16 protein-coding genes are annotated in these 17,170 nt (G+C 72.4%); 7 read left to right on the top strand and 9 right to left on the bottom strand.

Annotated elements, in window-relative coordinates:
* Nucleotides 1-69: 69 nt before the first annotated feature.
* Together IE267_RS35775 and IE267_RS35770 are read right to left on the bottom strand one after the other, a co-directional pair.
* Nucleotides 70-1,488, bottom strand: coding sequence for a HEAT repeat domain-containing protein (locus tag IE267_RS35775; RefSeq protein WP_167155076.1), 1,419 nt, complete (start codon nt 1,486-1,488; stop codon nt 70-72).
* A 267-nt stretch (nt 1,489-1,755) separates the two neighbouring features.
* Complete coding sequence (locus IE267_RS35770; protein WP_161249412.1) at nt 1,756-2,148, bottom strand: ankyrin repeat domain-containing protein; 393 nt, start codon at nt 2,146-2,148, stop codon at nt 1,756-1,758.
* Between the two features lie 296 nt (nt 2,149-2,444).
* Between IE267_RS35770 and IE267_RS35765 the strand changes: the two genes are divergently transcribed.
* Together IE267_RS35765 and IE267_RS35760 are read left to right on the top strand one after the other, a co-directional pair.
* On the top strand, nt 2,445-2,639 hold the full coding sequence (locus tag IE267_RS35765) for a hypothetical protein (RefSeq protein WP_100577357.1): 195 nt from the start codon (nt 2,445-2,447) through the stop codon (nt 2,637-2,639).
* A gap of 73 nt (nt 2,640-2,712) precedes the next feature.
* The gene (locus IE267_RS35760; protein WP_167155073.1) at nt 2,713-4,308 is read left to right on the top strand and encodes a hypothetical protein; all 1,596 of its coding nucleotides are present in this window, start codon (nt 2,713-2,715) and stop codon (nt 4,306-4,308) included.
* A 55-nt stretch (nt 4,309-4,363) separates the two neighbouring features.
* On the opposite strand, the gene IE267_RS35755 is transcribed toward IE267_RS35760, so the two are convergent.
* Nucleotides 4,364-5,866, bottom strand: coding sequence for an SCO1417 family PLP biosynthesis transcription factor (locus IE267_RS35755; RefSeq protein ID WP_161249408.1), 1,503 nt, complete (start codon nt 5,864-5,866; stop codon nt 4,364-4,366).
* 30 nt (nt 5,867-5,896) lie between these two features.
* Here IE267_RS35755 and yczE point away from each other — a divergent pair, with 30 nt between their 5' ends.
* From yczE to IE267_RS35735, 4 genes are all read left to right on the top strand, one after another.
* Entirely contained in the window at nt 5,897-6,673 is a 777-nt protein-coding gene (gene yczE, locus IE267_RS35750) for a membrane protein YczE (protein WP_229861616.1), read from the top strand.
* Entirely contained in the window at nt 6,670-7,434 is a 765-nt protein-coding gene (locus IE267_RS35745; RefSeq protein WP_189766079.1) for a glycerophosphodiester phosphodiesterase family protein, read from the top strand. The genes yczE and IE267_RS35745 overlap by 4 nt, the downstream gene beginning before the upstream one ends.
* 53 nt (nt 7,435-7,487) lie before the next feature.
* The gene (locus IE267_RS35740) at nt 7,488-8,870 is read left to right on the top strand and encodes an MFS transporter (protein ID WP_189766078.1); all 1,383 of its coding nucleotides are present in this window, start codon (nt 7,488-7,490) and stop codon (nt 8,868-8,870) included.
* A gap of 254 nt (nt 8,871-9,124) precedes the next feature.
* Nucleotides 9,125-9,499: an RNA polymerase-binding protein RbpA gene (locus tag IE267_RS35735; RefSeq protein WP_053724453.1), complete on the top strand. Its 375-nt coding sequence runs from the start codon at nt 9,125-9,127 to the stop codon at nt 9,497-9,499.
* Between the two features lie 202 nt (nt 9,500-9,701).
* Here IE267_RS35735 and fxsA read toward each other — a convergent pair whose 3' ends face one another.
* The 4 genes from fxsA to IE267_RS35715 form a co-directional block, all read right to left on the bottom strand.
* On the bottom strand, nt 9,702-10,283 hold the full coding sequence (fxsA, locus tag IE267_RS35730) for an FxsA family membrane protein (protein ID WP_189766077.1): 582 nt from the start codon (nt 10,281-10,283) through the stop codon (nt 9,702-9,704).
* A 136-nt stretch (nt 10,284-10,419) separates the two neighbouring features.
* Nucleotides 10,420-11,184 (bottom strand): polyprenol monophosphomannose synthase, encoded by a 765-nt coding sequence (locus IE267_RS35725; RefSeq protein ID WP_161249397.1) that lies wholly within the window; start codon nt 11,182-11,184, stop codon nt 10,420-10,422.
* 574 nt (nt 11,185-11,758) lie between these two features.
* Complete coding sequence (locus tag IE267_RS35720; RefSeq protein ID WP_189766076.1) at nt 11,759-13,417, bottom strand: amidohydrolase; 1,659 nt, start codon at nt 13,415-13,417, stop codon at nt 11,759-11,761.
* Nucleotides 13,418-13,427: 10 nt separating this feature from the next.
* Nucleotides 13,428-13,868, bottom strand: a complete 441-nt coding sequence (locus tag IE267_RS35715) for an Lrp/AsnC family transcriptional regulator (RefSeq protein WP_053724457.1) — start codon at nt 13,866-13,868, stop codon at nt 13,428-13,430.
* Nucleotides 13,869-14,071: 203 nt separating this feature from the next.
* Between IE267_RS35715 and IE267_RS35710 the strand changes: the two genes are divergently transcribed.
* A complete protein-coding gene (locus IE267_RS35710; protein ID WP_189766075.1) occupies nt 14,072-14,494 on the top strand; it encodes a hypothetical protein in 423 nt (140 codons plus the stop codon).
* Between the two features lie 80 nt (nt 14,495-14,574).
* Here IE267_RS35710 and IE267_RS35705 read toward each other — a convergent pair whose 3' ends face one another.
* Nucleotides 14,575-15,675, bottom strand: a complete 1,101-nt coding sequence (locus IE267_RS35705) for a phosphotransferase family protein (protein WP_189766074.1) — start codon at nt 15,673-15,675, stop codon at nt 14,575-14,577.
* Between the two features lie 49 nt (nt 15,676-15,724).
* The gene (locus IE267_RS35700; RefSeq protein WP_189766073.1) at nt 15,725-16,846 is read right to left on the bottom strand and encodes an Rv3169 family protein; all 1,122 of its coding nucleotides are present in this window, start codon (nt 16,844-16,846) and stop codon (nt 15,725-15,727) included.
* Nucleotides 16,847-17,170: the final 324 nt, after the last annotated feature.

Here is a 17,170-nt window from a genome sequence, read left to right as displayed (position 1 = left end):
CGGCGTCCAGGAGTGTTGCCCGTCCGGGTCCGGCCGTGGGTCGCACGGCCTGCCCCCGTAGGCCGTGGATCACACGGCCGTGGGGTCCGGGCCGAGCCGGTCGTGGATGGCGCTCTGCACCTCGGCCTCCTCGGCCGGGTCGGCGGCGAGCCTGCGCAGCCGGTCGGCCACTCTGGCGTCCACGAGCTCCGCGTACTGGGCGGCCACTTCTCTCGTGGTCTCCTCGCAGTCCCACAGGCATTCGACGGCGAAGCCGGTGGCGAAGGAGGGGTCGGTCGCGGCGAGCGCACGGGCGGTGCGGCCGCGGAGCTGGGAGGAGGCGGTTTCGCGGTAGACGTGGCGCAGGACGGGGGCGGCGCAGGAGATGCCGAGCCGTCCTGCCCCGTCGACGAGGGCCCGGAGCAGCGGGGCGTCGGGGCCTTCGGCGCGTACGGTCTCGCGGAGCACGCCGAGCACCAGCTTCTCGTCGCCGGCCTCGCCGCGTGCGGCGAGCACGCCGGCGGCGGCGGCGCCGAGCTGATCGGGGCGCCGGGCCCAGCCGCGGGCCCGGTCGACGGCCTCGGGGCCGCACATCCGCTCGAAGGCGTGCACGGCCGCGTCGGCCGCGGTGCGCGAGCCGGTGGAGACGGCCGCCTCGATCAGGTCGAGGACCCGGGCGTCGCACGACTCGGCGAGGTAGTGCAGGGCGGCGCCGCGGGCTCCGTCGCTGCCGGAGCGGGCCGCCTCGACAATGGCGTCCCGGTCCTCGGGCCCGGCGACCGCGCCGAGGCACCGGGCCGCGGGCAGGTGCAGGACCGCGCCGCGTTCCAGGCCTTCGTCGGCCCAGTCGAAGACGGCTCGGACGCTCCAGCCGGGCCGGGGTCCGGACGGCCGCATCTGGCGCTGCCAGCGGTCGAAGGAGCCGGTCTCCCGGGCGGCCCGCACCCGCTTGCCCACCTCGTCGCGCGGGTCCTCGGCCCAGAGCCGCCAGGGCCGGGGCTCGAAGGCGTCGCGCACGGTGGTCGCGAGCTCGGCGTCGCCCTCCGTGGTGGCCGGGAAGCGGCCGAGCACGGACGTGGCGAGGCCGCGCAGGCCCGCGTCGTCGTCGCGCAGCGCCAGCTCGTCCAGGGCCCAGGCCCAGTTGGACCCGGTCGCGGCGTAGCGGCGGAGCAGCGCGAGGGCGTCGCTCCTGCCGTACGAGGCGAGGTGGCCGAGGACGGCCAGGGCGAGCCCGGTCCTGGAGTCCTCGGTGTCGAGGACGTCCTCGGCACTGAAGAGGTGGCTCTCGATCTGGTCGAGCCCGCCGTCGAGGTCCAGGAAGAGCCGCGCGTAGTACAACGAGCGGTTCTCGACCTGCCAGTCGGTGCGGGGGTCGCTCAGTACGCAGTGGTTGAGGGCCGCCAGGGCCTCGTCGCGCGGGGCGGCCAGCGCGTGCAGCGTGCCGTCGCCGCGGCCCCGCTGCAGCAGGCCGAGCAGCGTGCCGCTCGGCGCTATGACTGGATCGAACATGGAAATAGCCTCACATCAAGCTGTCGACGCAACCGGGGATTCGTGCCTTGCCCTAGGCCGCGCAGCAACATGAGGGGTCGCCCGCCGTCTTCTGCCTGGTGTAGACCATCTTCCTGCCTCTCGTCGTGGTTCCCGGTGAAGGAACCCTGCCCCCGATGTAGGGGTTCGACGTCATGATGACCCAGCCATTTCGCCATTGCGACCACATTTACGGCGCCCCTCTCCGCGGGCTCTTCGGTGGATCCCCCGTAAACGCTTGGTGGACGCTCAGTTGGCCCCGAACAGGGCGAGCAGCTCCGCCTTGCCGAACATCCGGGCGGTGTCGACCGCGGAGGGCGTCCCGGCGGAAGGATCGGCTCCGCCGGCCAGGAGGGCCTTGATCACGGCGTCCTCGCCCTTGAAGACCGCCCCGGCGAGCGGGGTCTGGCCGCGGTCGTTGGCGCGGTCGGCCTCGGCGCCGCGGGCCAGCAGGGCGGCGACCGCCTCGGCGTGCCCGTGGTAGGCGGCGAGCATCACGAGGGAGTCGCCGCGGTCGTTGGTGAGGTTCGCGGGCACCCCTGCGTCGACGTATGCGGCGAGCGCCTCGGCGTCTCCCTGGCGGGCCAGCTCGAAGATCTTGGACGCCAGCTCGACCACCTCGGGATCGAGGTCCTCACTCATCGAAAACTCCTTAGGGGCAACGGAACAAACCCGCACGGCGACAGCGCCGTACGAGTGAATCGACAGGGTACTGCCCACCGGGCCACATGACGTGGCCCACCGGCGGCAAAGATCACCGCGAGTGACGGTTTGACCGTCCGAAGGCCGCACAGTGTCCCGCTCCGGGCTGCTTTTCATATCCGCCACTCCAGTGAAATTGGCAGAGTTTCACCCATTTGCACCTTTTATCGCATAGATACTTCCTGTGAGCCTGGAAGAACTCATGGTGACCGTCCCCATCAACCAGGAGATCCCCAATGATCCTGTCCATCTCAGGTGTGGTGCTGCTCGGAATCATCTGCTTCCTCTTCTTCAAGAAAGACGGACTCAAGGCCTCGCACGCGCTGGTGTGCGCACTCTTCGGCTTCTACCTCGCGGGCACCGCCATCGCCCCGAGCATCACGGCCGGAGGCGCGAGCCTCGCCAGCCTGCTGGGCGGGATCAAGTTCTGACCTCCCGCCGTCCGCCGTCGCACGGCGGACAGCACGGCGGACCCCCTTGCGGACACAACTCCAGGAGAACGATGTGGCCCGGCGACCACTCCCCCGCATTCTGAGCAGCAGCAGCGCATCCATCGTTCGCAGCCGCGAGATCGCGCGCACGGCCGCCGACAGCGCCACCGACGTTCTCCATCCGCTCATCACGATCAGCCGCGGCCTGCGGCTGATCACCGCCGCCCTGCGCGGCAAATGGGCCGCCACCCCCAAGGAACGGCGTGGTCCCGCGCTGTTCCTGACGGCGGCCGTGGTCCTGGTCGTCGCGCTCATCCCGTACGGGCCGCTCCTCGCCCTGATCACGGTGATGGGCGCGGCCGGCTGGAAGGGCCGGGTGAAACCGGTCGTCAAGACGGGCCCCGACGAGGCCGAACTCACTCGCCTCCAGTCCCTCTACGAGGCCCTCGTGCCCTACTTCTCCGTCCCCGAGGACCCGAGCCCGCTCTTCTCGCACGGCGGCGAGTGGGACAAGGCCTTCAGCGACCACGCCTTCGACGACAGCGGCCGTCTCACCCGGCTCGCCATCCGCTACCCGGCGTACTTCACCGACGGCGAGCCCGCCGCGCGGGCCCGCATCGAACAGCTCCTGCACGCCAAGTCGGGGCGCGGCCGTGAGTACCACTTCGCCTGGGACGAGGAGGGCAACCAGCTCACGATGAGCGTCCTGGACGCGCTGACCACGGCGATCGCGGCCCAGCGCTTCGTGACCTCGCCGGGCGAGACCGTCCTCGGCTTCACCGACGCCGACGCCGTGCGGCGGACCGTCCCGGTCACCGCGGGCGAGGAGAGCCACGACGCCCCTCCGGTGGTCTGGCGCACCGGGCCCCGCTCCACCGAGCCGCACCTCCTGATCGTCGGCCAGCCCGGCTCGGGCACCACGACGCTGCTCCGCTCGATCGCGCTCCAGGCCCTCCAGCACGGCGACCTGCTGATCGTCGAGGGCAGCGGAACGGGTGAGTACGCCTGCCTGACGGGCCGCTCGGGCGTGCTCGCCGTCGAGTGCGGCCTCGCGGGTGCGCTCGCGACCCTGGAGTGGGCCTCGCACGAGACCGAGCGCCGCCTGATCTCGGCGAACCGGGCCCGCCAGGCGGGCCACCCCGCGCCCGAGGACACCAAGCGCCCGCTGTGGATCCTGCTCGACCGGCCCAGCGTCCTCGCCGACCTGGCCGCGGCCGACGGCCGCCCCGACCCGCAACACCTGCTCCAGGTCCCGCTGCGGCACGGCCGGGCCGCCGGGGTGACGGTGGTGGTGGCCGAACAGTTCGAGACCCTGGACGACCTGTCCGAGCCCGTGCGTTCGCAGACCCGGGCCCGCGTGGTCCTCGGCCCGGCCTCGCTGGGCGAGGTGGAGTCCGTGCTCGGCGTCCCGCCGCACACCACCCCCACCGCCGAGGTCCCGCCGGGCCGCGGCTACGCACGTCTGGGCACCGGCCCGGTGCTCCGTCTCCAGGTCCCCGCGACGCCGGACCCGTACGACGACGCCACGACGGAGGCCCACCGCCAGGCGGTCCTGGACCTCCTGCCGGCCCGGGAGGGCCCGGTGGAGGCGACGCCGGTGGAAGCCGCGACCGTCCAGGCCCCTCCCGCCGACGCAACACCGGTCGAGACGGTCCCCGCCGAGGGGTAGCCGCGGAGCAGAGGGGCAGCGGACCGGCTCGTACGGCGACCGGGCCCGACCGGGCCTACGCCACGAACGTCCGAGGCGGCTCCGCGCTCCCGGAGCCGCCGCCCGTCTCGACCAGGCGGGCGGCGGCCGCGAGGCGGACGGCCGCCTCGTCCGCGACCGGGCCGCCCACCGTGAACGGCAGCCGGACATAGCCCTCGAAGGCGCCGTCCACTCCGAAGCGCGGCCCCGACGGCACCCGCACTCCGACGCGTTCGCCGACCTCCGCGATGCGGGAGCCCGAAAGGCCCCCGGTGCGCACCCACAGGGTGAGGCCGCCGCGCGGCACGTCGAACTCCCAGCCGGGAAGTTCCCTGCGCACCGCGGCCACCAGGGCGTCCCGGTTCTCGCGGGCCTGGGTCCTGCGCAGCTCCACCGCCTGCTCCCAACCCCCCGTGCCCATGAGCCAGTTGACGGCGAGCTGCTCCAGGACCGGAGTCCCGAGGTCGGCGTACGCGCGGGCGGCGACGAGCGAGCGGATGATGTCGGGCGCGGCCCGCACCCAGCCGATCCGCATGCCCGCCCAGAACGCCTTGCTCGCCGAGCCGACCGTGAGCACCGTGGCCCCGGCCGGGTCGAAGGCGCAGACCGGGCGCGGCATGGCGAGATCCTCGTCCAGCCACAGCTCGCTCATGGTCTCGTCGACGACGAGCACGGTGCCGGCCGAGCGCGCCGCGTCCACGAGCCGGCGCCGCTGATCCTCGTCGGCGAGCGCCCCGGTGGGGTTGTGGAAGTCCGCGACGACGTACGCGAGCCGGGGCGCGGCGTCCCTCAGCACCTGGCGCCAGCGCGGCAGGTCCCAGCCGGCCAGGCCTTCGGCCATGGCGATCGGCACCAGGCGGGCGCCCGCCTCGCGCATGAGCTGGAGGATGTTGGCGTACGAGGGTGACTCGACGGCGATGCGTTCGCCGCGGCCGGCGAACAGATGGCAGATCGCGTCCATCGCCCCCATCGCGCCCGTCGTCACCATGATCTGCTCGGGCATCGTGGGGATGCCGCGCGCGGTGTAGCGGTCGGCGAGCATCTGCCGCAGTGCGGGCAGGCCCGCCGGATAGTCGCCATGGGTGTGGGCGTACGGCGGAAGCTCTTCGAGCGCGCCCTGGACGCCCCGGGTCAGCCAGGGTTCGGGCGCGGGCAGGGCGGCGCAGCCCAGGTCGATCATCGAGCCGAGCGACTCGGGCGGAAGCGGTTCCAGGCCCCGGCCGGGCAGCGGATGCCCGGCGGGCACGGCGGTCCAGCTGCCGGCGCCGCGCCTCGATTCGAGGAAGCCCTCGCCGCGCAGCGCCTCGTAGGCGGCGGCGACCGTGGTGCGGCTCACCGACAGGGCGAGGGCCAGCTCACGCTCGGCGGGCAGCCGGGCGGCGGCCGGGACGCGGCCCTCCAGGACGAGCAGCCGGATCCCGTCGGCCAGCGCACGGTAGGCGGGCGGCTTGCGCAGGCCCGCGCCGATCGGTCGGGGCTGCTGCGCCTTGAGCTGGCGGGCGAGCTGGGCGGGCCCGATCGCCGAGGTCCACTGAGCCATCGAAGTCAGTCCACCTTCCCGGAATTGGCCATGGTTGCAGTCCATTGTCCCGCCACAGAGTGGCACGGGTCAGTCCACTACCACCACACAGGGGGCCTCACCTTGTCCACGCACCTCACCCGGAGGGTGGTCCAGCTCTACGTCGGCCTCGCGCTGTACGGCGTCAGCTCGGGACTTCTCGTCCGCGCCGGGCTCGGCCTCGAACCCTGGGGGGTGCTGCACCAGGGTCTCGCCAAGCACACCGGTCTGTCGATCGGCGTCGTGTCCATCATCGTCGGGGCGGCGGTCCTGCTGCTGTGGATCCCGCTGCGGCAGCGGCCGGGACTCGGCACGGTCTCCAACGTCTTCGCGATCGGCGTCTTCATGGACGCCACCCTCGCCGTCGTCCCCGATGTGCACGGGCTGCTCGGCCAGGTGCCGCTGACGGCCGCCGCGATCCTCTGCAACGGGGCCGCGACCGGCCTCTACATCTCGGCACGCTTCGGCCCGGGTCCGCGCGACGGGCTGATGACCGGTCTGCACCGGGCGACGGGACGCTCGATCCGGCTCGTGCGTACGTCACTTGAGGTCGTGGTGGTGGCGACCGGCTTCCTGCTCGGCGGTTCGCTCGGCATCGGCACGGTCCTCTACGCCCTGGCGATCGGACCGCTGGCCCAGTTCTTCCTCCGCATCTTCGCGATCCCCGTCCCGGCCCCCGCGCCCGACACGGCACCGGCCCGGGCCACGGACCCCGCCCCGGCCCCGGCGTCCACGGGCAACCCCGCCGTCGCACCGGCGTCACCGGAGCGCGCGATACTTCCCCGGTGACTCGCGTACGCCACCCCTATCTGGACCACCCGTCGCCGATCCCGTTCGCCCATCGCGGCGGGGCGGCCGACGGCATCGAGAACACCGCCGCCGCCTTCGCCCGGGCCGCCGAGGCCGGTTACCGGTACTTCGAGACCGATGTGCACACCACGGCCGACGGGCGCCTGGTCGCCTTCCACGACGCGACGCTCGACCGGGTCACCGACGCCGGGGGCAGGATCGCCGAGCTGACCTGGGACGAGGTGAAGCGGGCCCGGGTGGCCGGGCGCGAGCCGCTGCCGCTGTTCGAGGAACTCCTGGAGTCCTTCCCCGGGGCGCGCTGGAACGTCGACCTCAAGGCCGAGTCCGCGCTCGTCCCCCTGGTCGACCTGATCCGCCGCACGAACGCCTGGGACCGGGTGTGCGTCGGCTCCTTCTCGGAGGCCCGGGTCGCCAGGGCCCACCGGCTCGCGGGCCCGCGCCTGGCCACCTCCTACGGGGTACGCGGCGTGGCCGCGCTGCGCCTGCGCTCGTACGGGATTCCGGTGCCGCTGCGCCCCGGCGCCGTCAGCGCCCAGGTCCCGCTGAGCCAGAGCGGCATTCCGGTCGTGGACCGCCGCTTCGTGCGGACCGCGCACGCGCTCGGGCTGCAGGTGCACGTCTGGACCATCAACGATCCCGAACGCATGAGGGCGCTGCTCGACCTTGGCGTGGATGGCATCATGACCGATCATCTGGAGACACTGCGCACGGTACTGACCGACCGGGGCGTCTGGCACTGACCCGACCCCCGGCAGCCACCGCTTCGCGTACGGCACGAGCGAGGGGGCGCGGGTTGAGCGCTGAAGCCACGGACACGCTGGACCGGCCGGAACGGCCGACCGGCGCGGCCGACCGCAAACGGGAACAACACGGCTGGTACTTCTACGACTTCGCCTGCTCGGTGTACTCGACGAGCGTGCTCACGGTGTTCCTCGGCCCCTATCTGACCTCCATAGCCAAGTCGGCGGCCGATGCCGACGGGTTCGTGCATCCGCTGGGCGTACCGGTGCGCGCGGGCTCGCTCTTCGCCTACGCCGTGTCCGCCTCGGTGATCTTCGCGGTGATCCTCATGCCGATCGTGGGCGCCGCCGCCGACCGCACCGGCCGCAAGAAGCCCCTCCTGGCGGCCGCCGCCTATACGGGTGCCGCGGCCACGGCCGGGATGTTCTTCCTGGACGGCCACCGCTATCTGCTCGGCGCGGTGCTCCTGATCGTCGCGAACGCGTCCCTGTCCGTCTCGATGGTCCTCTACAACGCCTATCTGCCGCAGATCGCGGGCCCCGAGGAGCGCGACCAGGTCTCCTCGCGGGGCTGGGCGTTCGGCTACACCTCGGGGGCCGGTGTCCTCGTCCTCAACCTGATCCTGTACTCGGGGCACGACGGCTTCGGCCTGTCCGAGTCGACCGCCGTACGGATCTGCCTGGCCTCGGCCGGAGTGTGGTGGGGCGCGTTCACGCTGGTACCGCTCCGGAGGCTGCGCGACCGCGAGGTCGCGGCGGCCGGGGGGCGGGCCGGCGCGACCGAGGGGCGGGTCGGCGCGGGCTGGCGGCAGCTGATCTCGACACTGCGCGACATGCGGGCCCGTCCGCTGACCCTCGCGTTCCTGCTCGCCTACCTCATCTACAACGACGGTGTGCAGACGGTCATCTCGCAAGCCTCGATCTACGGCTCCGAGGAACTGGACCTCGACCAGGACACGCTCATCGTGGCCGTGCTGCTCGTGCAGGTCCTGGCGGTGGCCGGGGCGCTCGGGATGGGTCGGCTCGCGCGGACGTACGGGGCGAAGCGGACGATCCTGGGTTCGCTCGCCGTCTGGGCTGTAATCCTCGGGGTCGGCTACTTCCTGCCGGCCCGCCAGCCGGTGCTGTTCTTCGTGCTCGCGGGCGCGATCGGCACGGTGCTCGGCGGCAGCCAGGCCCTGTCGAGGTCGCTTTTCTCACACATGGTGCCGAGCGGCAAGGAGGCCGAGTACTTCTCGGCCTACGAGATGAGCGACCGGGGTCTGAGCTGGCTGGGGCCATTGGTGTTCGGTCTCGCGTATCAGCTGACCGGGAGCTACCGGGATGCCATCATCTCGCTGGTGGTCTTCTTCGCGGTCGGGTTCGTGCTGCTCGCCCGGGTGCCGGTGCGGGCCGCCGTGGCCGCCGCGGGGAATCCCGTTCCGGCGCGGATTTAGACGTTGAAGTGAAAGGCCGGTAGTGTACGCCTTTGGCCTGCCAGGCGGACCGTTACTGCGTGCTTGAGTAGAGAAGACGCTGGGTGACATCTGCTGTCAGATGTGACAAACCGGTCACTGGTGGGTACAACAAGGGGCGGCACGACGGCGACGCATGACCCAGAACGGGAATCTTTACCGCCGACCGGACGTTGACCGGATGACGACGACAGTGACACCTGTCCTGTGGGCGACAAGCCCGGGAGGCACGATTCATGAGTGAGCGAGCTCTTCGCGGCACGCGCCTCGTGGTGACGAGCTACGAGACCGACCGCGGCATCGATCTGGCCCCGCGCCAGGCCGTGGAGTACGCATGCGAGAAGGGACATCGCTTTGAGATGCCCTTCTCGGTGGAGGCGGAGATCCCGCCGGAGTGGGAGTGCAAGGTCTGCGGGGCCCCCGCACTCCTGGTGGACGGCGACGGCCCTGAAGAGAAGAAGGGCAAGCCCGCGCGTACGCATTGGGACATGCTCATGGAGCGGCGCACCCGCGAGGAGCTGGAGGAGGTTCTGGCCGAAAGGCTGGAGGTCCTTCGTTCCGGCACCATGAACATTGCCGTGCATCCGCGCGACAGCCGCAAGTCCGCCTGATCGCGCAGTTCGGCGATACAGCGCACAAAAGCTGAGGGCCGGTCACACCATCTGGTGTGTGACCGGCCCTCAGCTTTTGCATGGGCCCTCGGCTTTCGCGTGGCCGGGCCCGTTGGAATGCGGCCCGGCCCGGGCCTGAACCGGTGCCGGAATCCGGGCCGGATGCGGGCCCTGGACGGGATGCCCAGGGCCCGATGCGCGGTCAGGGGACCAGCGGCGGACGCGGGCCCCGGTCGTCGCGCGGCGGGTAGGCGGAGGCCCCGCCCTCCCGGATGACCTCGCCCGGCACGACCTTGCCGTCCGGGTAGTGGATGCGGGCCTGCTGGAAGGCGTCCCCGAGGGCGCCGCCGCCGGCCGCCCGCATCCGCTTGTCCAGGGAGCGTTCGGCGAAGCGGGTGACGGACTTCCGCACCGGCGGGAGCAGACAGAGCAGCCCCAGCGCGTCCGAGACGAACCCGGGGATGATCAGGAGCAGGCCGCCCAGCATCGTCAGGGCGTTGCCCTCGCCGCCGCCCTTGGCGGTTGTGGGGGCCGCACCGGACTGCTGCTCCTTGAACGTCTCGGTGAGGTTGCGGAAGGCGCGGCGCCCGGCCCGCTTGATGACGTAGCCGCCGAGCAGCAGGCCGCCGACGAGCAGCAGCACCACCAGCAGGCCACTGGTGGCCGAGGCCACCACGGTGAGCAGCCAGATCTCCAGGACCAGCCAGGCGGCGATCCCCAGGGGTACGAAGGTGCGGGCGCGCGAGCGCTTGGGAGCTGTCGGAGGCGGAGTGCCGGTCGTCATGCTCCCAGTGTGCCTGGGAGCCGATCGGGGCGGCGTAAGGAGAAGATCAGTACGCCCTGGTCAGGCACCCCGGCCATACGGGTCCCCGGCTCTGCCGAAGCTCCCCGGGACCCCGGGACCCCGGGACCCCGTGGCGCTACGGCTTGCGGCCCAGGAGCTTGTTGGCGCGGGACTCGACGCCCCAGGCGGTGACCCGCCAGAGCGCCTCGACCAGGATGTCGTTGCTCATCTTGGAATCGCCGCGTTCGCGCTCGACGAACGTGATGGGCACCTCGACCACGTGGAAGCCCGAGGCGACCGCGCGACGCGCGAGGTCCACCTGGAAGCAGTAGCCGGCCGAGGCGACCTCGTCGAGGCCGAGGCCTTCGAGGGTCTCGCGGCGGAAGGCCCGGAAGCCGCCGGTGACATCGCGGATCGGGACGCCGAGGAGCAGCCGTGAGTAGGTGGAGCCGCCGCGCGAGATGTACTCGCGGTACTTGGGCCAGTTCACGATCCGGCCGCCGGGCACCCAGCGGGAGCCGAGCACCAGGTCGGCGCCCTTGAGGGCGGTGAGCAGCCGGGGCAGCTCCTCGGGCTGGTGGGAGCCGTCGGCGTCCATCTCGACGAGGACGCCGTAGTCGTGCTCGATGCCCCAGCGGAATCCCGCCAGGTAGGCGGCGCCGAGGCCTTCCTTGCCCTTGCGGTGCAGCACGTGGACCTGGTCGTCCTGGGCCGCGAGCTCGTCCGCGAGTTTGCCCGTGCCGTCGGGGCTGTTGTCGTCGGCGACCAGGACGTGGGCCTCGGGGACCGCCGCCCTGACGCGGGCGACGATCGGCTCGATGTTCTCCGCCTCGTTGTAGGTCGGGATGATCACCAAGGCCTTGCCCAGCGGGCCGTACCGCCTCTGACCGCCGTCGTTCACTGCTGCCCCTTATTGTCCGTACGCAGGGGTCCACCATAGCGAGCGGTCGTGATCAGGCCGTACCGCGAGGGTGTGTGGTGTCGGATGCGCCCGGATGGCGGCGGGGATCCGCCGGAATGCCGGATGTCGTGAACGTGTCGGTACGGGGGCCCGGCGCCCTTCGGGCCGACCTGGGACCCGCTGGCTGCGGGTCGACCGAAAGCCGTTGTCTACTGAGCATCCGGGCCCCACCCGGGTCGCACCTTCCCCGGGCCCTCAGGGGGCAGGGGGGACGCCCTCGCGGCTGAAACCTTCCCTCGCCCCCGAGGCGCGGGCGCTGAACCTGGCTGCCAGTGGTGGTGCGCCGGTGCGGCACACCACCCCATGACCCAGCGGCGTTCGACGACTGCGTGGAGGTTCAACCGTTCGGACAGTCCTGTGGTGGACTCGGCCGAACCTACCGGCCCGTTGCCGCGTTCTGTCAACAGCCGATTGAGCTGCGACGTTTTTTCAAATCGCCAGGTCAGTCCCGAAGATCCGCAGGTCGTGGCGATGCCGTGACGGCCGTCCTTCGGGGGTACGAAATGTCCCTATGTCACTCGTTCGGCCGCGCGAATACCGTTTGTCCGAACACCACGGTGCGCAGACAGACCGGCAGGGCCACGCCCGGAGTGAGGTCCGGCAGGCCCGGGGTGCCCGAGCGCGGGTCGGTGGACCAGCGGGCCACCCGGTCGTCCGGAGCCTGCACCACGAGCTCCTCGGCACGCCAGACCGCGTAGTCGGCCGGAGCGCCCGGCACCAGCGTCCCCGCGTCGTCCCGGCCGAGCGCGCGCCAGCCGCCCCGGGTGTGGGCGGTGAAGGCGGCACGGACCGAGATCCGGTGGTCCAGGGTGTGGTGGAAGGCGGCCGCACGCACGGTGCCCCACGGGTCGAGCGGGGTCACCGGGGCGTCCGAGCCGAAGGCGAGCGGCACCCCGGCCCGCAGCAGGGCCGCGTACGGGTTGAGGGTGCGGGCCCGCTCCACGCCGAGCCGCTCGGCGTACATGCCCTCCTCGCCGCCCCACAGCGCGTCGAAGGCGGGCTGCACGGAGGCGGTGAGACCGAGCTCGGCGAAGGCCGCGACGGTCTCGGGCGTGAGCATCTCGGCATGCTCGACGCGGTGCCGGGCGGCGCGGATACGGGCGAGGCCGACCCGCTCGGCGGCGGCCCGTACGCCGTCCACGACCGCGGTCAGGGCGGCATCGCCGATGGCGTGGAAGCCGGCCTGGATGCCGGCCTCGGTGCAGGCGGCCACATGGGCGGCGACCTCGGCGGCGTCCAAGTGGCGCGCGCCGGTGTGCGGGGCGTCCGCGTACGGGTCGTGCAGGCAGGCGGTGTGGGAGCCGAGGGAGCCGTCCACGAAGAGGTCCCCGGCCGCGCCGACCGCGCCGAGTTCGCGGATGCGATCGGCGTCCTCGGCCCCGGCGACACGCTCGGCCCAGTAGCCGAAGACCCGCGGCCCCCGCTCGTCGCGGGCCAGCGCGAGCAGTGAGGTGAAGTCGTCCTCGTCCGAGATGTCGGGTCCCCCGCACTCATGGAGGCTCGCGATGCCGAGCGAGGCGGCCCGGCGCAGCGCCGCGCGCTGGGCCTCGGTGCGCTGGCGCGGAGTGATCGCACCGTGGGCCGCGGCCCGCACCGCGTGGTGGGCGGCGCCGGTCAGCGGCTCGCCGTCCCGGTATCCGGCCAGGTCACGAACGCCCGGGACCAGGTCGAGCAGGGCGGTGGTCACGACGGCCGAGTGCACATCGATGCGCGGCAGATAGAGCGGGCGGCCGCCCGTGGCAGCGTCCAGCTCGGCCCGCGAGGGATGGCGCCGCTCGGGCCAGCGGGCCGCGTCCCAGCCGTTGCCGAGCAGCACCTTGTCGTCGGGGCGGGCGGCCGCATGGGCGCGTAGGGCGTCGAGTGCCTCGGGCAGGGTGCGGGCCGCGGACAGGTCGAGGCCGGTCAGGGCGAGCCCGGTGGCGGTGGTGTGCACATGTGCGTCGGTGAACGCGGGGGTGACGAGGGCACCCTCAAGGTCGACGACCTCGTCGACGCCACTGGCGAAGGCGTCCGCGGCACCCTCCGAGCCGACCCAGGCCACGTGTCCGCGTTCGACGACCATCGCGGTGGCGAACGGGTCGGCGGGGCTGTGCACGTCACCGCCGCGCAGCAGGACGGTGCGGTGGGCGGACTCTTCGGCCGGCTCTTCGGTTGTGGAACTCGCGGAACTCATGGAGGACAGCCTAGATATGCGGCGGCCGCGCCTCGTACGGGGTCGACAGGACCACGGTCGTACGGGTCGAGACGCCGGCCAGGGTGCGGATGCGGGTGAGCAGGTGCTCCAGCTCCAGGGGGGTGGCCACGCGCACCTTGAGGATGTAGTTCTCGTCCCCGGCCACGCTGTGGCAGGCCTCCAGCTCCGGCACGCCCGCGAGGCGCTCCGCGATGTCGTCGGGGGCGCTGGGGTCGAAGGGTTTCACCGAGATGAACGCGGTCAGCGGCAGGCCCACCGCCTCGGGGTCCACGACGGCGGCGTACCCGCGGATGACCCCGCGCTGCTCCAGCCGCCGTACGCGCTGGTGCACCGCCGAGGTGGACAGGCCGGTGGCCTTGCCCAGGTCGGTGTAGCTCATCCGCCCGTCCTTGACGAGCAGATCCACAATCTGACGGTCCAGCTCCTCCATGGCGATCAACCTATGGCCCCGGGTGCCCTTCGGGACAGTCGGGGGACGCCCGAAAGGGCACCTGCGGGCGGCATGTGACGAACACCACAGGTTTGCGGACGCCCGGACGGGGGCCAGGTGGTTATCGCCACGGCTTGGCGGGAAGTGCTTGCTTTGGTCGCGGCCGCGGCGCAATGCCGGCCCACCCGAGGGGGAGTGTCCCAATGCAGAATCCCAAGCGCACCGGACGTACGGAACGCGAACGTGGCGAATTGGAGCCTGCCGATATCGCCGACCTGGTCGACGACGAGGACGCGCTCGACGCGTACGACACCTTCGAGATGTACCGGGTGATCTGCCCGGACTGTGCCCAGCCCATCGGGCTGCTCGCCGACGAGGAGGAGCTCCCGGAGCACGCGCTGTGCCCGAGCCCCTGGAACCCGTTCGTGCTCACCGTGTGTGCCGGGACCGGGCGCCCCGCCACCGAGGCGAAGGCGGCCGACGAGACGCTTGAGGTCCAGGAGCAGGACACCGCACTGCTGTTGACGCTCCCTCAGGGGCTCGACTGGCGCACCCAGCCGTTCTCCCACGTGGGCGGCCCGGGCTCGCGCCCGCTGCGCGTGCCGCAGATGCGCCGCGCCGCCTGACCGGCGCTCGCCGTGCGGGCCGGACGCCACCGGGGGGCGTCCGGCCGTCATCGCTCGACTCGCGTGCACACCGTCTTCCCTCAACTCCAGTACGTACCGCGCACCATGGCGTCCAGCGTGGCCCGGTGCAGGATCAACGCGTCCGGGTCCCGCGGCGGTTCGACCTCGCCGAAGTGCACCTGCCGGTAGGAGATCCGCAGCATGACCACGGCGTGCCGCAGAGCCGCGTACAGGGTGTGGAACTCCATGTCGCGCGGGACGTGTCCGGTGAGTTCGGCATAGCGGCGCTCGACGTCGTCGCGCCGCAGGAAGTCCGGCAGGCCGGGCTGGCCGAAACCCACCGTGAGGTCCTGGAAGAAGCGGTGCAGATAGACGGTCCAGCCGAGGTCGAGTTCGCGGGGGCCGTAGGCGGCCATCTCCCAGTCGAGGACGGCGGCCGGCTCGAAGCCGTCGTAGACGATGTTCCCGATGCGGGCGTCGCCCCAGTTGAGCACGGCGGGAGCCTCGTCCTCGGGCCAGTGCGCGTCGAGCCAGTCGAAGGCCGCCTCGATGAGGGGAGAACGTGGCAGTCCGTCAACCACCCATGTGTAGTAGCCCCGTTGGGCTTCGACGTGCCGGCTGAGGGCAGACCCCTTGGGGAACTCTCCCGGCAGCAGGAACTCGGCCTCCCCGGGCGGGAATTGACCGTGCAGGCGGGCCAGGACGGACAGGGTGCCCTCCTGGAGGCGGGCGCGCTCGGCGTCGGTGGCGGCGTGCAGCCAATTGCCCTCGTACGTATAGGGCATGACGTCCGGCGGTACGCGCCCCTCGGCCCGGTCCATCACGAAGAAGGGCGCGCCCAGGGGCCCCGGGTCCTCCTCAAGCCAGCGCACGCGCGGCACGGGGACGTCGGTGTGCTCGGCCACCAGACGCATCACACGGTGCTGGCGGGCCATGTCGTACACGGGGAAGACGGTGTACGCGGCCGGGTCCGCGGCGAGCCGCAGGGCGCAGGCGCGGACGGGGGTGTCGGGGTGCTCGATGTCGAAGAGCAGGGTCTCGCTGGACATGCCGTTGGACGACGGCACGCGGATGCCGGTGACGCGGGCGCCGGGCAGGCGGGCGTCCAGCCAGGCGGTGAGGCGGCGGCCGACGTCCTCGGGGTCGCGGGTGGAGGTGCGGGGGCGTGGCGCGGTGGCCAAGGCGGTGCTCCCTTCACGACGAACGACGAACGACAAGCGGGCGGTTGGGTCAGGGGGCGACGGAGGCGTAGTCCGTGAAGCCGCTGGGGTCGTGGCGGCCGAAGCTGCCGTGCTCGAAGATCCCGTAGCCGGTCCGCCCGTCGAGGGTGAAGCGGGCCGCGTGGTCAGTGACGCCGTAGGCGGCCATGGGGTGGGCGGCCGGGTCGGACAGGTCGTATTCCTGCCGGTCGGTCCAGTCCCGGCCCTGCCAGGTGCCGTGCTGCCAGCCGTCGGCGGGCGGGTATCCCGCGCCGACCGCGAGCGGTGAGGAGGCGAGGATCTCGACGCCGAGTTCGAGGGGTTTGCGGGACTGGTCGGTGAGGTGGATGACCGCGCGCTCGGGGTGGCGGGTGCCGGGGCGGTAGGTGATGTCGGCCTGGGGCCAGCCGAGTTGGGCGTCGGGGTGGCCCTCGCGCACGAGCGCGGCCTCGTTGAGCGTGCGGTATCCGTCGGCGTCCTCCTGGGCGACGACCATGACGAACCGGTCGTCGAACCGGGCCGGCACCCACAGCCAGTGGAAGCCCTCGGGCCGGTACTCCGCGCCGCGCCCGGGCTCCTCGCCGGGGATCGGCCGCACCCCCCAACTCCGGTCGCGCGTCCCGGTCCACTCCCCCGCCGTGACGGGCATCTCCTCGCCGCCCACCCGGATCACCCCGGTGCAGTGGCCCGCCTGCACGAACCGGCGCCCCTCCAGCGTCAGCCGCCCGCCGCTGCGCTGCACGTGATGGGGTTCCCACAGGGCGGGGAAGTCGGCGTTCCAGACGATGTCGTACGAGAGTGAACTCGGGTCGTCCGGATCGGGAGCGCAGTGGAGTGCGAGGCGGCGCAGCGGGACGTCGACGGTGATCCGCAGGGGGCCGACGGCCAGGTTCATACGGTCGTCCGTGAGGGCGTCGGACGCGCGGACGGCGTGCAGCCGGTCGCCCACCCGGAGGGTGGCGTAGGCGTCGATCACCCCGGTGTTCGGGTAGACCCCGAGGCCGGCGATCAGCAGGGCTCGGCCGCGGTGGTCGAAGACGTGGAAGATGCAGCGGTCGTAGGCGTTGCGGTCGCCCGTCGCGACGTGCCGCATCGAGAGGGGGGCCTGGTGGATGGGGTACTCGTCGAGTGGGGCGGGGCGGTCCTGGGTCATCGGCAACCTCCATGCGTCCGGGGGCACCTGACGGTACGTCAGCTCTTTGCCTGCCGCCATACCCCGGGCGGTGGGGGGGTTTGCCCGCCCTCCCGCCCGTGACTCGGGGTTGGTTGGTTCCGGCCCCTGGGGCTGCGCCCCAGACCCCCTGAGGGGCTGCGCCCCTCGAACCCCCGCAAGGGGCTCCGCCCCCTGCACCCCCGTTCGCGCCTGAACGGCGCTCGTCCTCAAACTCCCCCAAGGCCTCAAGGGCCAGGGGGGACCCCCATGACAGGCTGAGGTTGCCCGGTGCTGGCCCGCACCGGGCATTTAGGGGCGCGGGAA

This window comes from Streptomyces xanthochromogenes (assembly GCF_014650455.1).
In the GTDB taxonomy this organism is placed as follows: Bacteria; Actinomycetota; Actinomycetes; order Streptomycetales; family Streptomycetaceae; genus Streptomyces; species Streptomyces xanthochromogenes.
The sequence above is the reverse complement of the archived record's forward strand: the minus strand, read 5'-3'. Positions and strand labels throughout refer to the sequence as shown.